This is a genomic window from Pseudomonas sp. Q2-TVG4-2, assembly GCF_013620795.1.
Classification (GTDB): Bacteria; Pseudomonadota; Gammaproteobacteria; order Pseudomonadales; family Pseudomonadaceae; genus Stutzerimonas.
Genome location: NZ_LGLW01000002.1, coordinates 132,936 through 154,266 on the forward strand (window position 1 = coordinate 132,936; position 21,331 = coordinate 154,266).

The window sequence follows — 21,331 nt, forward strand, 5'->3', positions numbered from 1 at the left end:
CCCCCCAAGTGCCAAATAACAATTGATCCTCACCCCGGAGAAACATCCATGAACGCCCTCAGGCGCGCTTGGGATCACTTTGAAGAGGGCTTCATTGCCTTCCTGCTTGCTGCCATGACGTTAGTCACCTTTGTCTACGTCATCCTCAATAACCTCTACACCGCGTTTTACAGTTTGGGAGATCGCTTCTCGTCTGTCGAAAACCTGTTCTTCGCCATGGGCGACTTCACCATCGGGTTGGCCCAATCGATGACCTGGAGCACCGCACTGACCAAAGCGCTATTTGCCTGGCTGATCTTCTTTGGCTTGGCCTATGGCGTACGGACCGCCGGCCACATTGGGGTAGACGCCCTGGTTAAACTCGCCCCGCGCCACGTTCAGCGCTATATCGGAATCCTCGCGTGCCTGCTCTGCCTTGGCTATGCCGGGCTGCTGGCATCGGCGAGCTTCACCTGGATATCGGCGTTGCTCACCGCCAACATCGGCGCCGAGGACCTCGGCCATTTCGGTGTCAAGCAATGGCACATCGGCATGATCGTTCCGATCGGCTTCGCCTTGGTATTCATCCGTTTCGCTGAAATCTTCGTACGCCTCTTGCGTAACGAACAAACCGGCCTGGGCCTGGCAGATGAAGCCGCCGAAGCCGTGAAACTGGGCGCAGAGGAGTCGAAATAAATGACCATTCTCTTCCTGTTCGTCGCGCTGTTTGCGCTGATGTTCATCGGCGTACCGGTCGCCATTTCCCTAGGGTTGGCCGGGTCCCTGACAATCCTGTTGTTCAGCCCTGACTCGGTCACCTCGTTGGCGATCAAGCTGTTCGAGACGTCCGAGCACTACACGCTGCTCGCCATCCCGTTCTTCCTGCTCGCCGGCGCGTTCATGACTACCGGCGGCGTAGCCCGCAGATTGATCGACTTCGCTAACGCCTGCGTTGGCCATATCCGTGGCGGTCTGGCCATTGGCGCTGTCCTGGCTTGCATGTTGTTCGCAGCCTTGTCTGGCTCGAGCCCGGCAACCGTTGCGGCAGTCGGCTCGATCGCAATTGCCGGCATGGTGCGCTCGGGGTACCCGCAAGCCTTCGGGGCAGGCATCGTGTGCAACGCCGGTACGCTGGGCATCCTCATTCCGCCCTCAGTCGTGATGGTGGTCTACGCCGCCGCGACCGAAACCTCGGTTGGCAAGCTATTCATGGCCGGCGTGGTGCCCGGGATCATGCTTGGCGTGGTGCTGATGGCCGCCATCTACATTATCGCCGTCAAGAAGAAGTTGCCCGCTCTGCCACGCGCTACGTTCAAGGAATGGCTCGCGGCTGCTCGCAAGGCTATCTGGGGCTTGCTGTTGATGGTGGTAATCCTGGGCGGCATTTATTCGGGCATGTTCACGCCGACCGAAGCCGCAGCGGTCGCCGCGATCTACTCAGCTTTCGTCGCAGTCTTCGTCTACAAGGACATCACGCTGCGTGATTGCCCGAGGGTCGTTCTCGAGTCAGGCAAGCTGTCGATCATGCTGATGTTCATCATCGCCAACGCCATGCTTTTCGCGCACGTGCTGACGACCGAGCAGATTCCGCAACAGATCACCGCCATGGTCCTTGAGGCGGGTCTGCAGCCCTGGATGTTCCTGCTGGTGGTGAACATCGTGCTGCTGGTGGCCGGTGCGTTCATGGAGCCGTCTGCAATCATTCTGATCCTCGCCCCGATCCTGTTTCCGATCGCTATAGAGCTAGGCATCGACCCGATTCACCTTGGCATCATCATGGTCGTGAACATGGAAATCGGTCTGATCACACCGCCGGTTGGTCTCAACCTGTTCGTCACCTCGGCCGTGACGGGCATGACCGTGCCGCAGGTGGTGCGCGCGGCTATGCCATGGCTGATGCTGCTGATCGGCTTCCTCGTTCTGATCACCTATATCCCGGCTCTGTCGCTGGCCCTTCCGAACGCGCTGGGTATGTAAATGCGGCGCTGACGTTCGAGCCCGGCCTGGCCGGGCTTTTTTTTGTCTTGTCGCCTCACGCCACCGCGCGTTCTGATTAATGGTCCTGACTATTCCGTCTGGCCAGCAAAGCGCTGTATCTGCCCTGTTGGGCCGGAAACGATCAATAGATCGCCTGGCAAGATTAGCGTGCTCGGCGTGGCGTGTTGGAAGTCTTGGTTGGTGCGTTTGATACCCACGATCGTGATTCTGTACTTGGTGCGTACGGTGGACTCTTCAAGCGTACGATTGTGAGTAGCCGATGGCGCATGGATCTTCGCGAGCGCGAAGCCATCATCAAGTTCGATGAAGTCAATCAGCCTCCCGGACACCATATTCGCGACCCGTACGCCCATGTCGGCCTCAGGATAGACGACATGGTGGGCGCCGATGCGCTGGGCGATCTGGCCATGCTCCTTAGTCAGCGCTTTGACCCAGATGTCCTTGGTCCCTAGTTCGGTCAAAGCCATTAGCGTCATTAGGCTCGCCGCCACGTCGGTTCCGATGCCGACGATCGCGTGCGCAAAATCCGCTACGCCGAGCTGACGAAGCACCATGGCATTGGTCGCGTCCGCCTGTACGGCGTGCGTCAGTCGATCAGCCCAGGCATGCACTGGCTCAGACTCTCGGTCGATACCCATCACATCATGGCCTAGATGCACCAATGACTGAGCTACGGCACTTCCAAAGCGGCCCAGCCCGATTACCACGACGCTGTCGCCTTGCGAGAAGGCGTATTGCTCGGAAAACAACAATTTAGCCAACAATTGGATGCTCCTCTGGATAGCGGTACGGCATGCGGTGAGCGCCTAGGGCGAGTGAAACCGCCAGCGTGATAGTCCCGACCCGCCCGGTGTACATCAGCAAACTGAGCATCAGCTGACTGGACTCAGGCAAGGCGGCCGTAATTCCGGTGGAGAGGCCGACGGTGCCGAAAGCTGAGATGACCTCGAAAATTACCTGATCGGTCGGGAAGTCCGTTTCACGCAGGATGAACAGCGTGCCCAGCACGACCATGGCGCTCCCCAGGACCAGGACGGTGATCGCCTGGCGTTGCGAGGCGACAGCGATCCTTCGACCGAATGCTTCGCAGTCGGGTCGACCCCGAACCTCTGCGACAACCATCAGGATGAGAATTGCCACGGTGCCTACCTTCACTCCGCCAGCAGTACCAGCACTACCTCCGCCGATAAACATCAGGAGGTAGTGCAGCGCCCAGCTTTCTTGGGTCATCGCGCCGATATCCAGGGCATTGAAGCCGGCCGTCCTAGCCGAAACGGAGGTGAAGAGTGCGGATAGGAGCTTATCTGCCGTGGACATATGAGCGAAGGTGCGTGGATTGCTCCATTCAAACCACAAAAAACACGCAAATCCGAGGCCCAGAAGAATTGCCGTGCCGCTCAGCGTCAGTTTGGTATGCAGCGACCAATGTCGCGGGTCGGCGAATTTATTGCGCAGATCCTGCAATACCGGAAAACCGATGCCCCCGACGATGATGGCGGCCATGATAGGCCCCAACATCACCCCATCAGTGGCATAACCGATGAGGTTGTCTGCATAGATGGAAAAGCCGGCGTTATTGAACGCTGAAACCGCATGAAACAGGCCGCTCCACGCCGCAGCGGCCCACCCGATGTCGTAATTCAGGTGGAGCCTCAGCGTAAGCAGGAGCGCCACAACCGCTTCCACCACCAGCGTGACAACGAAAACGAGCTTTGCCACGCTTGCGATATCGCCAACTGCCAGTGAGCGATTCTCAACCTGAGCGATCAGCTTGGTGCGCAGACGAAACGATCGGTTCACCAGCAGCCCCAACAGCGTGGCAACGGTCATCATGCCAAAGCCCCCCAGCTGGAAGAGCGCAAGGATGACGACCTGACCAAACGCGGTCCAATACGTACCCGTGTCTACGATGATCAGTCCTGTTACGCATACAGCAGATACGGACGTGAAGAGCGCTGTAACGAAGGGGGCCGAGAGACCGTTGCTGCTTGAGGCAGGAAGCATCAGCAGAGCGGTACCCAATATGACCACGCCAGCAAATATCAGGGCCACCACCCTGGCTGGATGTAGCGAAGACTTCATTCAGTCGCCCTTTTCATGGGATGTCTGCAACGCAAAACGCATGGCGGCCCGGTAACCGCTGCCCCGGTTCCCAGCGGCGCACAGCGGCCGCGTTTACGCTGGGCGTACGGCAAATGGGTGCGCGATTATCTGCCGAAACGCTCCAACTAAACAGCCTGGTGCTCAATGCAGGGACAACCCCGGCCTGTCCGCGTGTAAGGATGCGAGCTGAGCTCACCCGACATGATCCAACCCGAAGCGGACAGTGGATGCTCATGTATTCACCGTCGCCTATCGCTCCAACCATTCAGAGTGAAGAAGCGGAAACGCCTTTTGCAGCCAATCCAGGAACACGTCCACTTGCGGTGCCAGATGAGTGCGACTTGGGTACAGCACCGTGACTGGGCGAGGTTGCGGGCGGTAGGGTTTGAGAATTTCCACGAGGGCGCCATCGGCCAGGTATCGGTCGACTGCAATGCCCGGTGCTTGAATAATCCCGAAGCCCGCAACGCCACATTGCACGTAAGCGTCTGACTCAGTAACGGCTATTCCGGTATGGCTGATATAGGTTCTGTCTTGCCCATCCATAGAGAAGTGCCAGGGGAGTGGCCTGTTGTTTTGCCCGGACAGAAAGTTGACTCCCCGGTGGGCATCCAGATCCTCCAGCGTGGTGGGCTCGCCGTGCTCGTGCAGGTACGCTGGAGCTGCGCAGGTAACCATTTTTGCCATGCCAATCGGGCGCGCTATGAGCGTCGAGTCCGGCAGCAGCCCGATGCGCAGGGCGCAATCAATGCCTTCACCGACCAGATCGACCGTGCGATCAGTCACGCCGAGCACCAGGTTTATAGCCGGGAAACGCTTGGTGAACTCTCGCAAACTGTCCATGAATTTCAGTTGAGCGAATGCGGTGGGTATGTCGATGCGAAGTCGCCCGCCAAGGGTAGAGCCGGAGCGATCGAACATGGACGTGGCTTCCGAGATAGTCCCGAGAATCTCCTTGACCCGTTCATAAAAGCGTTCACCTTCGGCCGTCAGTTTGACCTGTCGGGTGGTGCGCTGAAACAAGCGAACCCCGAGCGACGCCTCCAACTCCTGGATAGACCGGGTGACTTGCGGACGGCCGATCTGCAACGACTCCGCCGCTTTGGTGAAGCTCCCGAGCTCGGCCAGGCGCGCGAACAATCGCATCGATTTAAGCAGTTCCATTTCTTACCTCACTGCGGTCACGGGCGGCCACATTCAAGCGCACCTATTGTTGCCTAACAATAGAATTATCATGTCGGTTTGCGCGCATTTATTGCCTTCTTCCAAAGCTGAACAATAGGCCGAGAACACAGCGGATCGCCTGATCGGCTGCCTTATCCCTCTTTGGAGATGTGAAAATGAAGGCTTGGCTACTGAAAGATTTTGGGCTTGATAACCTGCAACTGGATGACGTACCTACCCCGCAACCCAGAGCCGGCGAGCTGCTGGTGAAGGTCGGCGCGGTCTCCCTCAACTTCCGCGACAAGGCCATCGTCGACGGCATCTACGAACCTCATCTGGTTCCCAAGCCCCTGATTCCTGTCAGCGATGCCGCCGGCACCGTGGTTGCGGTGGGAGACGGCGTAACGCGCTTCAAGATTGGCGATCGCGTCAACTCGCACTTGTACTCGCGTTGGCTGGATGGGGAGCCGGGCCCGAATGAGCCGGCTTATTGCTTCGGCTCGCCGCTGCCGGGCGGACTGGCTGAATACATGATTATCCATGAGGACAGTGCGGTTGGTGCTCCGGACAATATGTCCGACGAAGAGGCTGCGACATTGCCTATCGCGGCGCTCACCGCCTGGTACTCGCTGGTCGATTTCGGGCAGATTCAGCCAGGTCAGACCGTGCTGGTTCAAGGTACGGGTGGTGTCTCGATTTTCGCCGTGCAGATTGCTACCGCACTCGGCGCCAAGGTGATCGCAACCTCCAGCAGCGACGAAAACTTGCAAATCGTCAAAGGACTGGGTGCCGTGGCCGGCATCAACTACCGCACGTCGCCCGACTGGCATGAGGACGTGCTCAAGCTGACCGGTGGCAAGGGCGTTGACCTGTTGCTCGACGTGGCCGGTGGCGAGGGCATCAATCAATCTGTTGCGGCTACCAAAGCAGCTGGCCGTATTGCACAGATCGGTTTCATGGCGGGGCAGAGCGTCCAACTGAACCTGATGCCACTCATCTTCCGTCAGACCACTATTCGCGGTATCGCCGTGGCGCCGCGCTCATCGTTCGACCGGATGAATGTGTTCCTGAACGCGCACAACATTCGTCCGGTAATCGCTCAGGTCTACCCGTTCGAGAAGGCGCATGAAGCCTATGAGCACCTGGCCAAGGGTGCATTTGGAAAGCTGGTGATCAAGATCGCCTGATGATGAAAAAGGGCGCCACCGGGGCGCCCTTTTGCGTTCGCTTTCCAGCAATCATGTCGACTATCACCTCCACCCGCCCGTCCTTGGCCTGTTCGGCCCAGATCGGGCGGCCGCGTGTGACAGCGCTTCAACCGCTCGGGGCATCGCCAGCAGGCTGGCGGTGCCACTGGTTGTGCGTTCGATTTTCATCCCGTCGGCATCGGTGGTGCCGACGCGGGAATCAGCGAATCGATACGTACATTGGCCCGTTTGACGGCTTCACTGAATTGATCACCGCCGATAGCGGTGTATTCCAGGCTGACCGTCGTTACGTCGTGGACGCCTAGCATGCCCAATACTGCGGTCAAGTAGGGTTGCTGGAAGTTCATGTGTGCGTATGCTCCGTCTTCCTCATAGCCATGGCCGCCTCTCACAAGCAGCAGGTACGCCTTCTTGTCGTGCAGTAGGCCGGCGTAGGGGCTGCCAGGTGTGCCAGGTACCAGGCGGGTCGTCACTCCCATGCGGACGGTCTGGTCGATATAAGCTTTTAGCGTACTGGGTACCGACAGGTTGTGCATGGGACAGCCGATCACAAGCTGGGTGGCTTGCTTCAGCTCGCTCACCAGCTCGTCGCTGAGCGCCAATGCGTCTTTCTGTTGATGGTTTCGGGCCTCAGGCGGGGTGAAAGCGGCCTCAACCCAGCGCTCATCGACGTGTGGAATCGGCTGGTTGCCCAGCTCTCGGTAGACGATTTCCCCGCTCGGGTACCGGAGGCGCCAGAGATGCACGAAGCGTTCAGTCATTTGCCGACTGTACGACGCGCTGCACTGCGGACTGGTGTTGATGACGAGCAATTGTTCCATGAACGACTCCTTGGTATTTCGACGATCAGAATTACCGTTGCACCAGTTCGAGCAGCGAGTCCGGTCCGAGGATCTGGGGCAACAGCCGTGGTTCGGCTTCGCCCGCTCCGTACCACAAGTACAGCGGAACACCTGAGCGACCTTGACGCTCGAGGAATGAGGTAATGACGGGATCGCCATTGGTCCAGTCGCCGCGCATCATTTCGACCCCGGCAGCGGCAAAAGCCTGCGCGGTCGCTTTACGGTTGATGGCGACTTGCTCGTTCACCTTGCAGGTGATGCACCAGTCGGCGGTGAAGTAGACAAACACCGGTACCTTATCAGCGCGCAGTTGAGCGAGTTGTTGCTCGTCGAACGCGCGTCGCTGCACATCCAAGGCAGGCGCGGTTTGCCCAGAGACCTGGCTCCAGCCCAGGCCGAGCGCCAGAATCAATGCCAGAGCAGCGGGCAACCAGGCATTGCGTTTCAGTTTCTGCTGCCAGAGGCCAGTCAGCCAGAGCCCGAGTGCAAGCAGCATGGCGCAGCCCAGGGATGCGACCAGCGCATTGGCCGGGACCTGTTGGCTGAGTACCCACAGGAGGGCGAGCGCGGTGAGGAACATCGGCACTGCGAGGAGGCGGCGCAGGGTTCCCATCCAAGGGCCAGGTCTGGGCAGGCGCCGCTGCAGCGCCGGGATGAACCCCAGCAGTAGAAAAGGCAAAGCGATGCCCAGGCCGAGCCCGGCGAATACCAGCATGGCTGCGGCAGTCGGTAATACCAGCGCTGCGCCAAGGGCCGCAGCCATGAAAGGTCCGGAGCACGGCGTGGCGATGAAGGCAGCGAGCGCGCCAGTCCAGAACGCGCCGCTGGCGCCGCTTTGGTTGGTTAGCTTGGTACCGGCATCAATTGCTGCCAGCTCGAACAGCCCGGCTAAATTGAAAGCGATGGCAGTGGTGAGCAACATCAGGGTCAGAATCACCGCCGCGTTCTGCAACTGGAAGGCCCAGCCCACTTGGGCGCCAGCGGCACGTAGAACGAGCAGGGCGGCGCCCAGCAAGACGCACACCAGCACCACACCGCTGGTGTAGGCGACGGCGTCGCGACGAGCTATAGCCGGGCTGATGCCAGAGCGCGCCAGGCTCATGGCTTTGAGGCTGAGGATAGGAAAGACGCACGGCATCAGATTCAGCAACAGCCCGCCGGCAATCGCGCCGGCCAGCGCAAGCAGGATGATGCTCAAGCGGCTGTCGGGGGCGCTCGTCGGACCGTCGCGTGTCGCGTTTATGTCCAGGCCCAGATCATCACTCAGTTTCAGCGTGGCCAGGAAAGTATCGGGTACTTGATCACCCACACGTGTTTCCAGCATCAACTCATCGCCGCGTCGCTCGACACGTTGGGGGGCGGCATTGTCGATCGCCCCCCTGGTTGCGGAGAACAGGTGGGGGTCTTGGATCGAGACGCTGGCAGGAAGCGGCACGCGGAGGCGTAGGAGATCGCCGTCTACGTTAAAACTGGCCGGTGCGGCCAGCGGTCTGGGCAGCGCCTGGCGCCAGCCGGCGAAGCGGGCTGCAACGTCAGGCGACTGGTGACCATCGCCTACGTGCAATGTCGTGTCCAGTGAGGCGCGCTCAGGAACGCAGGCGTCATACCGACAGGCCAGATATTGCATATCCACTCGGATCGGCAATGCCGTCCCGCCTGGCAGGCCGTCGTCGAGGGTCAGGTCTACGAGCAGCGCGTAGGGGTGCTCGTAGACATGGTTCATCAAGCCTTCAATCAGCAGCGTTTGCGGCAACGGGTAGGCGGGATCGCCCACGCTCACACCGTCCGGCAGATGCCAGGTAAACGTAGCCGGGAGGCCGACATCGCCTGGCTGCTTCCAGTAGCCGTGCCACTCGCCCTGCGGTTCCATGTAGATCGCCAATGTCGTGGTCGATCCAGGTGAAGGCGATTCGGTTGCAGCGATCAGCGACGAGGCGATCAAAACATCGTCAGGACCGGGCATCTCGGCTGCCATGCCAGGCAGATTGATCATGCACAGGCAAAAGCAGAGCAGGAGCCTTTTCAGCGATAGCAGTGGCATGGGCTTCCTGATGAAAGGATCGAGAGGATAAAGAGAGGAGGCGTCATGGCGCCTCTTCCCGTAACCGCGGGGCGAAACGGGTCAATGCAGAGCCTTGATTGCCTCTACGAGATTGCTGTCCTGCGGTTTGAGGATATTGGCGACACGGCCTTGCGCATCCAGGAGGACCACCGTCGGGATGTCTCGAATGGCGAAGGCGCGGAAGAGCTCGTCCTGCTCGTCGAGCGCTAGCGGCAGAGCGGTAGGCGTGGTGGTCTTGTAGTCCTGCAAATCGCTGGCCGAGACCCACAGGCCTGAAGAAACGCCCAGCCACTCTATGTCGCTTTGGCCCATCAGGCTGTCCACATCCTTGCGCACCCGTAGGCAGGCCTGGGACGTCTCTGGCCGGCTCTGCTCGAGATAGGACTCGCACCAGGGCGCGAAGAACACCAGCGCGCGTGGCTTGTCGCCCTTGCCCAGCTTCACCTGATCGCCGTCGAGGGTCTCGATGCTCAGACCGGTCACGGTGTCGCCCACGGCGAACTGCGGCGTCTCTGGCGCTGTGTTGGTCTCCGAGCGCCTGGCGGAGGCCGTTCGCTCTGATACGGCACGCTCCAGCGCGGCATGCAGCGCCTGGTCATCAAGGTGACCAATATGGGATATCAGCCCATCCCGGCCGATCACTACATGCTGGGGTGTTACCCGTAGGTTGAGGTCCGCCGCCAGACTCCCGTCATCGACTGTGATCGGCATGGTTAACTGATGCTCCTTGCGGTATGCGCGGATCGAGTCAATGTCGTCGCTGAAGCCAGTGTTTACCGCGATGACCTGCACCTTGTCGCCCATCGTCTGTTGCAACTGCTCGAAGCCAGGCATCTGCTGGCGGCAGGGCACGCACCACGTGGCCCAGAACTTCAAGTAAACCGGCTTTTCTCCATATAGCTCAGCCAAGTCGATCTTTTTTCCATCGATGGTTTCGAGCACTGCGACCGGCCCAGGCTGCCCGATCAACGAAGCGCCGGCGGTGCGTGCCCGCCGCTCACCCTCATCGTCCAGACTGTCATCGGCATGAGCCGAGTGGAGCGCGCTTCCGAGCACGAGCAGGGTCGCGAGTTGCTTGATGAGTGAGAGGAGAGACGGTGATTGCAAGGGAGCTCCTTGACCCGGATGGGCATGAAATCGGTCGTTATGGTGCTCCATCATATTGGTTAAAGGTTCAATAAAAAGGCCCATGAATAGCAAATCTGGTTGTACCATCGGTGGCCTGATATCGCTCGTACCTGAAACCGTCAGGCCGCCTTTTGTCTTTTCGTCGATGCCCGCGGGTGAAGGTTGCATGGAAGATTTGCGTATTGAGCTCAACCGCGAGGCGGGGCTTTCTCTGGTTGAGCAAATTGTTGGAGCCATTGGCAGGTCAATCGGCGAAGGGCATCTGTATGCGGGTGCTCGCTTGCCGTCCTGGCGGGACCTCAGCGCTCAGCTAGGCGTAGCTCGTGGCACCGTGCGGGCGGCTTATGAACGACTGATCGATGAACAGCTGATCGTCTCCCGCGGCGCTGCGGGTACCTTTGTCGCGCAGCCGTTACCGGCGGTCCGGGCGACTGACGCCAGCAGTCTGCGCTCGCCATTGCCGGACTTCTACCAGCATCCATTCAGCAACGCGCCCATGGTGTTTCAGGCTGGCATACCCGCGCAGGACGTTTTTCCCTACAAGGTGTGGTCACGCATTGCCGCGGGCGCGGCCCGTCAGGCCGCAATGGCACCGGTCAGCTACCCGGACCCTCGCGGGGAGCCTGGTTTGCGGACCGAGATCGCCGCCTATCTTTCAGTGGCGCGAGGCGTCGTCTGCGCGCCAGAACAGATCGTCATCACCTCAGGCTACTCCGGTGGCCTTGGGCTGATCCTGCATGCGCTCGGCTTGCGAGGGCGGACGGCGTGGATGGAAGATCCCGGCTATCCAATGACCCGAACGGCGCTTTCCATGGCGGGGATTAAGTCGGTACCGGTCAGCGTTGATGCACATGGGTTGGACGTCGAAGAAGGTATCCGACATGCGCCGAATGCGGCGTTGGCGGTCGTCACCGCAGGACAGCAGGCACCGCTAGGGGTGACATTGTCGCTGTCACGGCGCCTTCGCCTGCTGGAATGGGCGGATAACAACGGCAGCTGGATCATCGAAGATGACTATCTGAGCGAGCTTCAACTTGCTGGTCGGGCCGCCCCAGCGCTTGCCTCCCAGGATCGTTCAGGCCGGGTCATTCACATCGGTACGTTCAGCAAAACCATTAACCCGGGCTTGCGTCTAGGGTTTGTAGTGGCGCCGACATCCCTGGCAAACAGAGTCGCAGACACAGCGGCTGCGCTGGCACCCGCTGCATCGATCGCCAGCCAATGGGCGCTTGCAGAGTTCATGCGCAAGGGGCACTACCTGCGCCATCTGCGCAGAATGAAGCGCACTTATACCGCCCGGTTGGCCGCTCTACAGCGTGCCTTGAGCGTTCCGGCCACGACCGAAGCGATGGCGGGGCTTGCTTTGCTGCTGCACTTGCCTCAAGGCACAAACGACGTTGCCATCAGTCAGCAAGCATTAGCATTTGGGCTTGCGCCCTTACCGCTATCTATCTGGTATGCCGACGCCGCACAGGCCCGTAGCGGCTTGCTGTTGGGCGTCACCAACATACCGGACGAAGGCATTGACGACTGCTGCAGACGCCTGGTTCAGCTCACTGAAGCGCTTATCTAGGAATAGAAAAAGCCATACCGTGGCAGCGCGCTCGGCCTGCACGAGGCTGCTCCAATCACTGACCGTACCGGCTCATCGGCAGCGAGGGGGAAACGGAATGAACGATGTGCCCAGCGTTACCTGAAATGCCGACAGACCTGGATACACAGCCTGTCATCGATAGCTACCGGAAGCGATCGCTGTCCAATACGGACGCGCATGAGTGGCAGGCTTGGCGGTTAGCGGACTGCATCCAAGGGTTGCCATCGGCCAAACGCGGTCACTCCGGCTGTGTTGATTTCACCGATCAGCCTGATGATTGAACAATGATGGCGGTCCAGTACTTCAAACATAGCGTGGGCGACGAAAGCCCAGCTGTCGTAGGAGGTGCGCAAAGCGAGCGGCATTTGCGACATGCAGCGGCTCAGGGTGCCCGTTGTCCTGGCAAATCGCTGGTTGTCGTTTCCAGCACAACGGCGATCTTTGCCTCCAGTTCACTTTGCGAAAACGGCTTATGCAACACGGGACGCTGAGCGAACTCACCCCGTAGCCCGCTGGCGCCGTATCCCGTGCTAAAGAAAAAAGGAATATTGCGGTCGCGCAAAATCTCAGCGACAGGGAAGACGAGCTGGCCGGCCAGGTTCACATCCAGCATCGCCAGATCGACTTCTATTGAGCGCGCAACGTCGCTCGCCTTGGCTAGCCGGGCAACAGACGCAACAACAACGCATCCGAGTTCTTCCAGCATCTCCTCGATCAACATGGCGACCGCGCCCTCATCCTCGACTACCAGCACTCTGATTCCATTCAGGCAAGTCACCGCTAGTGCGCTCCGATGACTAATGAAAAGCGGAAAACGACACCCTCGGAAGCGAACGAGAGCTCGAACGTCCCATCCAAATCACGCTCGATGCAACGCTCTATCAGGCGCAACCCCAGGCCGCGCCGCTTTGGCTCAGATACCTGCGGCCCGCCATGCTCGCGCCAGTCCAGCGAAAGCAACACGCCATCCGCATGCGGCTGCGTGCTCCAGATGATTGAAAGGCGGCCCGTCTCGACCGTCATAGCCCCATGTTTCAATGAGTTGATCGCAAGCTCGTTGAGCGTCATGGTGAGATTGAGCGCAACGCGCGAGCTGACCTCGATTGGCGGGCCTTCGATGAACAAGCGGTTTGCTTCAAGCCCGAACACGGGCACGACCACCTCACGTACCAGCGAATCCAGAGGTGAGTGGCTCCAATGGCGTTTCGTCAATAGGTCGTGAGCCCTGGACAACGCGAGCAGCCTGGCTTCAAACCGCTGGTAACCCTCTTCAGCGCTGTCAGCATTGCGCGCCGTTTGGCCAGCCAATGACTGCACGGTAACAAGCGTGTTTTTGACCCGATGATTGAGCTCGTCGATCAGGGTCTTTTGCCTGTTCTCTGCCTGCTTTCGCTCGGTGATGTCCACAAGCATGTTGATAGCGCCCACCAGCTTGCCATTAGCGTCATGGAGCGGTGTCGGGTATGGAATAAAAGGAATGCGGGTGCCATCAGGGCGCTCCGCAATCGCCTCGACGCCCCGTATCGGCCGGTTTTCCTTCAATGCCACCGCCATCGGACATTGATCATGGGGAAGCGGCGATTCATCAGCGTTCAATAGACGCCACGTTACGCACCACATATCACCCAACTGAGGCGTATATCCCGCCAATTCGACGGAGGCTCGGTTGTAGAAGGTGATCCGGCCTTCGGCATCGGTCGTATACACCGCAGCAGGCAACGCTTCGAGGAGATCGCGCATGTGCTGTTCGCTTTCCCGGACCCGTTGCTCCATCTGATGCGCAAGGGTGACATTCTGAATGACCCGCACTCCGTAGCGGAAATTACCTGCAGCGTCCCTCACCGACGAGCTGTGAATGTCCAGGTAGACGATCTCGCCATCAGGCTTGAACGCTCGCTTTCGAAGCACATAGTGATCAAGCTCTCCGGCAACTTGCCGTGTGTACAGGGCGGCATCCTGCTCTATGGAATCCGCATGGGTGTAGTCAAGGAAAGTCATCGCCAGCAGCTGTTCGCGGGTGCGACCCAGCATGTGGCAGATGGCGTCATTCACACGGAGAAAGCGCCCTTTGGAATCGGCCTCGGCAATGCCAACCGTAGCCGCTTCGTACGTGGCAGACAGTCTGTCGTCACTCTCACGGCGCGCCGTTTCTGCTTCGTGAACGTCCGTTACATCGATCATGAAGCAACGGGTATTGAATAATTTCCCGTTCTCGATGCGTGCATTCGACGTGATAAGGACGTGCTTGATGGATCCGTCCTTGGCGCGTAAACGCGCTGGGTAGCCTTCCAGACTTTTACCGCTGCCAAGCTTATTGAGAATGTCATCAATAACATGGGCGTCTGCATGGAATTCCGCAACTCGACGGCCGATGTACTCGTGTGCCGTATACCCCAAGAGCGAAAGCTCAGCTTTGTTAGCGCGAAGGATGACCCCCTCGCCACTGACGACGTGAAGCCCGACTGCGCTGTTGTCGAAAAAGTCTTCCAGGTCAGCGCTTTTAAGCAGTAGCTCTTGCGCCAGGGCGTGGTGTGCCGAGACGTCTTGGAAGCAATTGATTGCCCCTTGTACCGCCCCATGGCTGTCCCTAAGTGCACGAATATTTACAAGGGCAACGAAACGCGAGCCGTCTGGGCGTTGGATTACCACGTCAGCGTTTCTTGAGTCGACGCCCGTTCTGAGCGCCGATGCCATCGGACAATCTTCAGCCGGGAGCGGCGTACCGTCCGGCAAGAAAAGTTGATACGACCCGCAGAATCGATCTCCATTGCGCCCGAGTACGGGCACCCTTCCCCACAGCCGAGCCGCCTCTGTGTTGTATCTGACGACCCATCCCTCGTGATCGCACAGATAGACGGCGCCCGGAAACGCATCGAGCGTCTCCGTGCTCATCGAGATTAGGCTGGCGTACTCACTGAGCGCGTCGTGAAGGCCTTGGGTACTTGACATTGGGTTCCTGATTCTTGCCCTGAATGAAACGCCACGACAGGTAGCAACCAGAGCGTATTTCGTATGAAGCGATTTGTAGGCCAGGCGAACTCGCGCGCATGTCGGGCAGTAAGCCAAAGATGTAGCGACGGCGTGATCTCAGCCTCTTCGATAAGCCGTAAATCAGGTTCACCATCAGCGCAGCCGGCAATACATGATAGTCGCTCGACCGCGGTCGAGCGCAGCTGCCGGGATTCTTCTAGATTATCGGTAGGGAACCGTGACAGGGAAACATGGAGCACCCGTAATGTCGACTAGTTGGTCAACAGATCCAGCCGTATCCGATGACCGTCAGGCGCGACCGCCCGCCTAAACGTTCGTTGCGCCTCATCCTTGTTGACTGAGTTCAAGTACGCCGCCGCTTCTGGCACCTGAACTCCCGCCGCGACCTGTCACATAGGCGTAGCTGCCACCGGTGCTCATGTGTGCTGGCTTAGCAGCGTCGGCGGAAACAAACTGCGCATGCTCGGCGTCGCCGCGTCGCCGCGTCCCCGACTCACAGCGAACAGCTACGGCCGTGGGAATCTCTCCACCCAGACCGCGCCACTTTACCCGACATCTGGCTTTAAGCCCGGATAGCGCTGAATACTTAAAACTCGCTGGCGCGTGCCAACACCTTGTCTGGAAATGCAGGTGGGCGTTAAACATCGCAACAACGTAAACGTAATGGGCGATGGTCCAGCCACGCTGATCTTTTCCTCATGGTTTCGGCTGCGACCAGACTATGTGGCGCTATCTCTCAGGCCTTTTGAACCATTTGAGAGTGGTCGTGTAGGACCTGCTGGGTGCAGGCCGGTCAGACATTGACCCGCACGAGTACGACTCGTTGGCCCGGTATGCCCAAGACCTCAACGAGACCATTGACCAGTTCGCCATCGGGCCGGTGATCTTGGTAGACCCCTCTCTAAGCGCCATGATCGGCGTCCTGGCTGACCGGCAAGTACCCAGCCGTGTCGCTGCTCATATCATGGTTGGCCCTTCTCCGTGCTACGTCGACACCGATGACTACGTGGGTGGGTTTACCCTTGAAGATATCCAATCGCTACTCGACAGCCTGGATGACAACTACCTCAGCTGGTTCAGCAACATGGCGCCGGTCGTCATGGGGGCGCCTGGGCAGCCCGAGCTGGGCGCTGAGCTGACCAAAAGCTTCTGCCGTACCGATCCTGTGGATGCCGAAGACGGCGTACGAAGCGTTGGTCTGGGGTTGTTCATCGTCAGGGAAGTCGCCAAGGCGCAGGGGGACGAGTATCCGTAAGTTCCGATGAGAAGAGCGGCACGTCATTCACCGTCAGCTTTCCGCTTGGTTGACGTTTGCTGTCGTGGCCAGAAGCGGACCTTGCATCTCTAGCGTGAAAGGCATGCGTTTCGCCGAACACAGCGGCAAGGCCTGCCAGGTGCAGTGCTTCGGCCTGTGGACCGGTAGCGGGAGGGGAGATGCGCTGTTTTGGCCGTTTTTTACGGCTAGCAGAAAAAGCAAAGGCCTGCATCGCTGCAGGCCTTTGCTTTTATATGGTGCCGGCACCAAGAGTCGAACTCGGGACCTACTGATTACAAGTCAGTTGCTCTACCAGCTGAGCTATACCGGCTAAAAGATGGGCGCCATTATAGCGATTGCTCGCGGCGAGTAAACTGTTTGTTGCCAGTTGTTTGCATGGCTTCTTTCATGTGTTTGCGCGCTGATCGTCGAACTCGGCGATCAGCATCAGGTTGCGCGGTGTCAGCTCGGCTGGACAGAAGGTGCCGAGCCGTATCGTGTAATTGTTTTCGGCCAGTAGCAGGGCGCGATCGAGCACCAACCAGAGTTCCAGCGGACGCCGGAACAGGCCGCGCAGCAGCTCCAGGTTGCGCACTTCGGCCAGGCGCTGCCAGCCGCGTCGCTCTAGTGCGAGCCAGTCCCGCACGGGCGGTTCGGGAAGCGCCTTCAGGGCGGCCAGGTCGCGGCAGTAGTGTTCGAAGCTCTTTTTCAGCCAGCTGCTCGGTAGCGACGGCGTCGGCAGGTAATCATCCTCGCCGCGCAGGTCGCGCTGGAGCAGGTCGAAGGCCAGGCGCCAGGCCATCGAGTGGTCGCGCTGACGGCGTTCGCGGGCACCGGCGGTGACCGTTTCGTTGAGCGGCAGGCCCAGATCGTCGCGCGACAGCTGGAGGGCCGAGCCTGCGGCGAGTTGCGACAGGGGCCGATAGCGCTCGGTCTGGATGCGGTTGTAGCAGCAGGGCGCGATCGCCAGCTGGCGACAGCTCTGCGCAATGCTCAAGTCGATCAGGCGTACATGTAGATCACCGCAAGCGTGCAGTGCCACTGGAGTCACCGTCGGGCCGAGCTGTGCAGATGCGCCATCACTCAGTACGTCTTGCTGACGATGCTCCGCGTCGATGCCCAATCGCTCGCTGAGACGGGTGCCGGCTGCGACCAGCGCCGGGTCCCGTTCGAGGCAGGTCAGCGCACCGCCGCGGTTGGCCAATCGCCGCCCCAGGTGGCCCTTGCCGGCGCACCAGTCGAGCCAACGCCGTGGGCGTTCACTGAAGCTTAGCGCCGAGCCGAAAGCTTGAATCTGCAGCCATTTGCGCCCGGGTACGTCGACCGACTGTCGGGCATCGGTGCTTGGGTTCGGTGACGTGGGCAGCTCGTCCACGAGGCTCAGCGTCGCCGCTTGGACGGCCAACTGCGGGAACGGTGCGGGCGCCATGAGGCGGTCGGGGTGGTTGTGTGCCGCTTCGGCTTGTTCCAGCGAGCGGCCACGCAGCCATCGAGCCAGCTCCGGATGATCCGTTTCCCAGGCCAGGCGCTGGTGGGTAAAAGGACGCGGGCGCCACAGCGCTTGATGCCGCAGCAGAAAAGCGTCGAGCTGCTGAAAGCGGTCGGCCAGTTGTGCGTAGCTGAGTGAGTCGGTGGGCATGGAGCGCTCGGGGTGTGCGGCTTCGGGCATATGATCGCGCCGAAACCCTTTGCCGAAAAGCGAGACGCCCGTCGAAACGGGCGTCTGCTTGGGCTATTTGCCGTAAACCTGCTCGGGTAGCCAGGTAACCAACCCCGGGAACTGGTAGGCAATCACCAGCAATAGGAGCTGAATGAGGATGAACGGGACCACGCCTTTATAGATAGTGCTGGTGGGCACTGACTTCGGTGTCACGCCGCGCAGATAGAACAGGGCGAAACCGAAGGGTGGCGTGAGGAATGAAGTCTGCAGGTTGAGCGCGATCATTACGCCGAGCCACACCGGGTCCAGGCCCATGGCCAGCAGCACCGGGCCGACGATCGGCACCACCACGAAGGTGATCTCGATGAAGTCCAGGATGAAGCCCAGCAGGAAAATCACCACCATCACCAGGAAGAAGGCCCCGAGCACGCCTCCTGGCAGCTGAGCGAAGATGTCTTCGATCATCGCTTCCCCGCCGAAGCCGCGGAACACCAGCGAGAACAGCGAGGCGCCGATAAGGATCAGGAACACCATGGCGCTGATTTCGGTCGTGCCGTATGCCACATCGCGCAGCTGGCGGAAATTGAGCTTGCCCTTGTAGAAGGCCAGGATCATCGCGCCCAATGCACCCAGCGCTGCGGCCTCGGTGGGCGTTGCGTAGCCGGCGAGGATCGAGCCGAGCACGGCACTGATCAACAGCAGCGGGGGTACCAGCGCATTGATCAGCTTGCCCCACTCGATCGGTCCGAGTTCTTCCTTTGGCAGAGCCGGCAGTTTCTTGGGCTGCAGCACGGCGACGGCAATGATGTAGAGAATGTACATGCCGACCAGGAGCAGGCCGGGGATCAGTGCGCCGACGAAGAGGTCGCCGACCGAAACGGTCTTCGGCGAGAAGATGCCCAGTTTCAGCTGCGCCTGCTGATAGGCGCTAGACATCACGTCGCCCAGCAACACCAGCACGATCGACGGCGGGATGATCTGGCCCAGGGTGCCGGTGGCCGCGAGCGTGCCGGTGGATATGGCCGGATCGTAGCCGCGACGAAGCATGGTCGGCAGTGCCAGCAGACCCATGGTTACCACCGTGGCGCCGACGATACCGGTGCTGGCCGCCAGCAGTGCGCCGACCACGCAGACGGAAATCGCCAGGCCACCGCGCAGGGTGCCGAACAGGCGCGACATGGATTCGAGCAGGTCCTCGGCCACTCGGCTCTTTTCCAGCATCACACCCATGAAGACGAACAGCGGTACAGCCAGCATCGTCTGGTTATTCATGATGCCGAACAAGCGGTTCGGCAGCGCGCTCAGGTAGCCGCCGTCGAAGGTGCCGGTGAGCATGCCGATGCCGGCGAACAGCAGCGAGACGCCGCCTAGGGTGAACGCTACGGGGTAGCCGGCCATCAAGGCCACGCAGATGCTGACGAACAGCAGTATCGCCATCAACTCAACCATGCTTCACCTCCGGCGCGGGCAGGCGACCGGCGAAGATGTAGGCGGCCTTGATGATTTCGGAAATGCCTTGCAGCACCAGGCCGACGACGAGCACCAGAATGATGCTCTTTTGCAGGTAAACGTATTTGAGACCGCCCGATTCGCTGGACGCCTCCAGCGTCGCCCAGGAGTTGCCGACGTAATCCCAGCTGGCCCAGCCGAGAAACAGGCAGACGGGCAGAAGAAACAGCAGGGTGCCGAGCACTTCGACCAAGGCCTGGTAGCGGGCGCTGAATCGCTGATAGAAGATGTCGACGCGGACGTGCCCGTTGCGCTGTAGTACCCAGGCGGCGGCGCCCATGAAGACTAATGCGTGAGCGTAAAGGACGGCCTCCTGCAGTGCGGTTGCACCGATGCCGAACCCGTAACGCAGCACCACAACCACGGCAGTGCCCAAGACCAGAAACAGGGTCAGCCAGGCGCAGGCCTGTCCGAAGCGGGCGTTCACTGCGTCGATCACCCTGGCGAGACCGAGCAGTGGAGGGGCATGTTTCAACATTGCAGATCCTTTATTGTTATGGCCCAGACGGCCGGCGATTCTAGGCGGCTGCGCGACGGCGTCGCAACCGGCAGTACTACGTACGTAGTCGCCGTACGTAGTCATGATGCTTGAGTGACAGATAGCCATATGATAGCTAGAACCACCTGAGATCGGGATTCCGATATTCAGCATTACAACAACAAGGAGTTACTCATGAAACGTCGTCAAATTCTGGCCGCTGCTGGCGTTGGCCTGGCTGCTACGGCTCTGGCCGGTTGCAACAAGGAAGCCGAGACTGCCGCGGCCAAGCCCGAAGGCAGCGCTAGCACCGAGAAATTCAATTGGAAGATGGTCACCTCCTGGCCGAAGAATTTCCCTGGTGTGGGCGTCGGCGCGGAAAACTTCGCCAAGCTGGTCAACGAGATGAGCAATGGCCGTCTGACGGTCAAGGTGTATGCCGCTGGTGAGCTGGTGCCGGCGCTGGAAGTATTCGATGCGGTCTCCCGTGGTACCGCCGAGATGGGGCATGGCGCTCCCTACTATTGGAAAGGCAAGGTTCCGGCCGCGCAGTTCTTCTGTGCCCTGCCGTTTGGCCCGAACGCTCAGGAAATGAACGCCTGGCTGCATCGCGGCGGTGGTATGGAGCTGTGGGAAGAGGTCTACAAGCCTTACGGTGTACTACCGATGGCATGTGGCGCGACCGGCGTGCAGACCGCTGGATGGTTCAACAAGGAGATCAACTCGGTCGACGACTTCAATGGCTTGAAGATGCGTACCCCAGGCCTGGGCGGCGAAGTGCTGACCAAGATGGGCGGTACCGTGGTCAACATGCCGGCCGGTGAGATTTTCACCGCGTTGCAGACCGGTGCCATTGATGCCACTGAGTGGATCGGCCCGTACAACGACTTGGCCCTGGGCCTGCATAAAGCGTCGAAGTATTACTACACGCCGGGCTGGCAAGAGCCGAACGTGACCTTCGAGCTGGACGTTAACCTGAAGGCCTGGGAAACCCTGCCGGACGATCTGAAGGCCATCGTGCGCGCCGCCGCCCGCGCAATCAACGGCGATATGCTCGACGACTACAACGCCAAGAACATGGAAGCGATGGAGCAGCTGCGCGAGCAGGGCGTTGAAGTTCGCCGGCTGCCGGACGACGTGCTGGCTCGCCTGCAGGAAGTTGCGGCCGAAGTGGTGGATGCCTCCGCCGCGGCCGATCCGGTTGCGAAGAAGGTTTGGGATCAGCAGAGCGCCTATCTCAATCGCTTGTATGAGTACGCCGAGCTGAACGAAAAGGACATCTACAACATTCGCGGCTGAACGCCCCGAGGCGTCCGAAACGGAAACGCCGCCCAATCGGGCGGCGTTTTTTTTGCCTATC

The 21,331-nt window shown here is 59.9% G+C and carries 16 protein-coding genes, 1 tRNA gene and 1 pseudogene; 6 read left to right on the forward strand and 12 right to left on the reverse strand.

Features of this window, described 5'->3' with window-relative positions; all coding sequences use genetic code 11:
- Nucleotides 1-48 precede the first annotated feature (48 nt).
- Both H3028_RS05690 and dctM read left to right on the forward strand, forming a co-directional pair.
- Nucleotides 49-675, forward strand: coding sequence for a TRAP transporter small permease (locus H3028_RS05690; protein WP_181296094.1), 627 nt, complete (start codon nucleotides 49-51; stop codon nucleotides 673-675).
- Complete coding sequence (dctM, locus tag H3028_RS05695; RefSeq protein WP_181296095.1) at nucleotides 676-1,956, forward strand: C4-dicarboxylate TRAP transporter large permease protein DctM; 1,281 nt, start codon at nucleotides 676-678, stop codon at nucleotides 1,954-1,956. It abuts the gene before it with no gap.
- 89 nt (nucleotides 1,957-2,045) lie between these two features.
- Here dctM and H3028_RS05700 read toward each other — a convergent pair whose 3' ends face one another.
- From H3028_RS05700 to H3028_RS05710, 3 genes are all read right to left on the reverse strand, one after another.
- A complete protein-coding gene (locus tag H3028_RS05700) occupies nucleotides 2,046-2,741 on the reverse strand; it encodes a TrkA family potassium uptake protein (protein ID WP_181296096.1) in 696 nt (231 codons plus the stop codon).
- On the reverse strand, nucleotides 2,731-4,059 hold the full coding sequence (locus H3028_RS05705) for a TrkH family potassium uptake protein (RefSeq protein WP_181296097.1): 1,329 nt from the start codon (nucleotides 4,057-4,059) through the stop codon (nucleotides 2,731-2,733). The genes H3028_RS05700 and H3028_RS05705 overlap by 11 nt, the downstream gene beginning before the upstream one ends.
- 270 nt (nucleotides 4,060-4,329) lie before the next feature.
- Nucleotides 4,330-5,244, reverse strand: a complete 915-nt coding sequence (locus H3028_RS05710) for a LysR family transcriptional regulator (RefSeq protein ID WP_181296098.1) — start codon at nucleotides 5,242-5,244, stop codon at nucleotides 4,330-4,332.
- 176 nt (nucleotides 5,245-5,420) lie between these two features.
- Here H3028_RS05710 and H3028_RS05715 point away from each other — a divergent pair, with 176 nt between their 5' ends.
- Nucleotides 5,421-6,431: an NAD(P)-dependent alcohol dehydrogenase gene (locus H3028_RS05715; protein ID WP_181296099.1), complete on the forward strand. Its 1,011-nt coding sequence runs from the start codon at nucleotides 5,421-5,423 to the stop codon at nucleotides 6,429-6,431.
- A 185-nt stretch (nucleotides 6,432-6,616) separates the two neighbouring features.
- Here H3028_RS05715 and H3028_RS05720 read toward each other — a convergent pair whose 3' ends face one another.
- The 3 genes from H3028_RS05720 to H3028_RS05730 form a co-directional block, all read right to left on the reverse strand.
- Nucleotides 6,617-7,273, reverse strand: coding sequence for an FMN-dependent NADH-azoreductase (locus H3028_RS05720; protein WP_181296100.1), 657 nt, complete (start codon nucleotides 7,271-7,273; stop codon nucleotides 6,617-6,619).
- Nucleotides 7,274-7,304: 31 nt separating this feature from the next.
- On the reverse strand, nucleotides 7,305-9,335 hold the full coding sequence (locus H3028_RS05725; protein ID WP_181296101.1) for a protein-disulfide reductase DsbD: 2,031 nt from the start codon (nucleotides 9,333-9,335) through the stop codon (nucleotides 7,305-7,307).
- 81 nt (nucleotides 9,336-9,416) lie between these two features.
- The gene (locus H3028_RS05730) at nucleotides 9,417-10,463 is read right to left on the reverse strand and encodes a thioredoxin family protein (RefSeq protein ID WP_258237707.1); all 1,047 of its coding nucleotides are present in this window, start codon (nucleotides 10,461-10,463) and stop codon (nucleotides 9,417-9,419) included.
- 187 nt (nucleotides 10,464-10,650) lie between these two features.
- Here H3028_RS05730 and H3028_RS05735 point away from each other — a divergent pair, with 187 nt between their 5' ends.
- Nucleotides 10,651-12,057: a PLP-dependent aminotransferase family protein gene (locus tag H3028_RS05735; protein WP_181296102.1), complete on the forward strand. Its 1,407-nt coding sequence runs from the start codon at nucleotides 10,651-10,653 to the stop codon at nucleotides 12,055-12,057.
- A 403-nt stretch (nucleotides 12,058-12,460) separates the two neighbouring features.
- Here H3028_RS05735 and H3028_RS05740 read toward each other — a convergent pair whose 3' ends face one another.
- Together H3028_RS05740 and H3028_RS05745 are read right to left on the reverse strand one after the other, a co-directional pair.
- A complete protein-coding gene (locus tag H3028_RS05740) occupies nucleotides 12,461-12,832 on the reverse strand; it encodes a response regulator (RefSeq protein ID WP_309109527.1) in 372 nt (123 codons plus the stop codon).
- 26 nt (nucleotides 12,833-12,858) lie between these two features.
- Nucleotides 12,859-15,027 (reverse strand): PAS domain S-box protein, encoded by a 2,169-nt coding sequence (locus H3028_RS05745; protein WP_181296104.1) that lies wholly within the window; start codon nucleotides 15,025-15,027, stop codon nucleotides 12,859-12,861.
- Between the two features lie 672 nt (nucleotides 15,028-15,699).
- Here H3028_RS05745 and H3028_RS21210 point away from each other — a divergent pair.
- A pseudogene (locus tag H3028_RS21210) lies at nucleotides 15,700-16,258 on the forward strand (alpha/beta fold hydrolase); the annotation flags it as partial.
- Between the two features lie 321 nt (nucleotides 16,259-16,579).
- Here the strand turns inward: H3028_RS21210 and H3028_RS05755 are convergent.
- The 4 genes from H3028_RS05755 to H3028_RS05770 form a co-directional block, all read right to left on the reverse strand.
- A tRNA-Thr gene (locus H3028_RS05755) sits at nucleotides 16,580-16,655 on the reverse strand.
- A gap of 75 nt (nucleotides 16,656-16,730) precedes the next feature.
- Nucleotides 16,731-17,993 carry a methyltransferase gene (locus H3028_RS05760; protein ID WP_375154393.1) on the reverse strand — a complete coding sequence of 421 codons (1,263 nt, stop codon included), beginning with the start codon at nucleotides 17,991-17,993 and terminating at the stop codon, nucleotides 16,731-16,733.
- Between the two features lie 63 nt (nucleotides 17,994-18,056).
- A complete protein-coding gene (locus H3028_RS05765; protein WP_181296106.1) occupies nucleotides 18,057-19,433 on the reverse strand; it encodes a TRAP transporter large permease subunit in 1,377 nt (458 codons plus the stop codon).
- On the reverse strand, nucleotides 19,426-19,971 hold the full coding sequence (locus H3028_RS05770) for a TRAP transporter small permease subunit (protein WP_181296107.1): 546 nt from the start codon (nucleotides 19,969-19,971) through the stop codon (nucleotides 19,426-19,428). Before H3028_RS05770 ends, H3028_RS05765 begins: the two co-directional genes overlap by 8 nt.
- Nucleotides 19,972-20,166: 195 nt before the next feature.
- Here H3028_RS05770 and H3028_RS05775 point away from each other — a divergent pair, with 195 nt between their 5' ends.
- Nucleotides 20,167-21,270, forward strand: coding sequence for a TRAP transporter substrate-binding protein (locus tag H3028_RS05775; RefSeq protein ID WP_181296108.1), 1,104 nt, complete (start codon nucleotides 20,167-20,169; stop codon nucleotides 21,268-21,270).
- Nucleotides 21,271-21,331 lie beyond the last annotated feature (61 nt).

What these genes read in the sequence shown, in the direction of transcription:
- H3028_RS05690 (WP_181296094.1), top strand. Translation starts at nt 49, where the DNA reads ATGAACGCCCTCAGGCGCGCTTGGGATCACTTTGAAGAGGGCTTCATT.
- dctM (WP_181296095.1), top strand. Translation starts at nt 676, where the DNA reads ATGACCATTCTCTTCCTGTTCGTCGCGCTGTTTGCGCTGATGTTCATC.
- H3028_RS05705 (WP_181296097.1), bottom strand. Translation starts at nt 4,059, where the DNA reads ATGAAGTCTTCGCTACATCCAGCCAGGGTGGTGGCCCTGATATTTGCT.
- H3028_RS05710 (WP_181296098.1), bottom strand. Translation starts at nt 5,244, where the DNA reads ATGGAACTGCTTAAATCGATGCGATTGTTCGCGCGCCTGGCCGAGCTC.
- H3028_RS05715 (WP_181296099.1), top strand. Translation starts at nt 5,421, where the DNA reads ATGAAGGCTTGGCTACTGAAAGATTTTGGGCTTGATAACCTGCAACTG.
- H3028_RS05720 (WP_181296100.1), bottom strand. Translation starts at nt 7,273, where the DNA reads ATGGAACAATTGCTCGTCATCAACACCAGTCCGCAGTGCAGCGCGTCG.
- H3028_RS05725 (WP_181296101.1), bottom strand. Translation starts at nt 9,335, where the DNA reads ATGCCACTGCTATCGCTGAAAAGGCTCCTGCTCTGCTTTTGCCTGTGC.
- H3028_RS05735 (WP_181296102.1), top strand. Translation starts at nt 10,651, where the DNA reads ATGGAAGATTTGCGTATTGAGCTCAACCGCGAGGCGGGGCTTTCTCTG.
- H3028_RS05745 (WP_181296104.1), bottom strand. Translation starts at nt 15,027, where the DNA reads ATGTCAAGTACCCAAGGCCTTCACGACGCGCTCAGTGAGTACGCCAGC.
- H3028_RS05760 (WP_375154393.1), bottom strand. Translation starts at nt 17,993, where the DNA reads ATGCCCGAAGCCGCACACCCCGAGCGCTCCATGCCCACCGACTCACTC.
- H3028_RS05765 (WP_181296106.1), bottom strand. Translation starts at nt 19,433, where the DNA reads ATGGTTGAGTTGATGGCGATACTGCTGTTCGTCAGCATCTGCGTGGCC.
- H3028_RS05770 (WP_181296107.1), bottom strand. Translation starts at nt 19,971, where the DNA reads ATGTTGAAACATGCCCCTCCACTGCTCGGTCTCGCCAGGGTGATCGAC.
- H3028_RS05775 (WP_181296108.1), top strand. Translation starts at nt 20,167, where the DNA reads ATGAAACGTCGTCAAATTCTGGCCGCTGCTGGCGTTGGCCTGGCTGCT.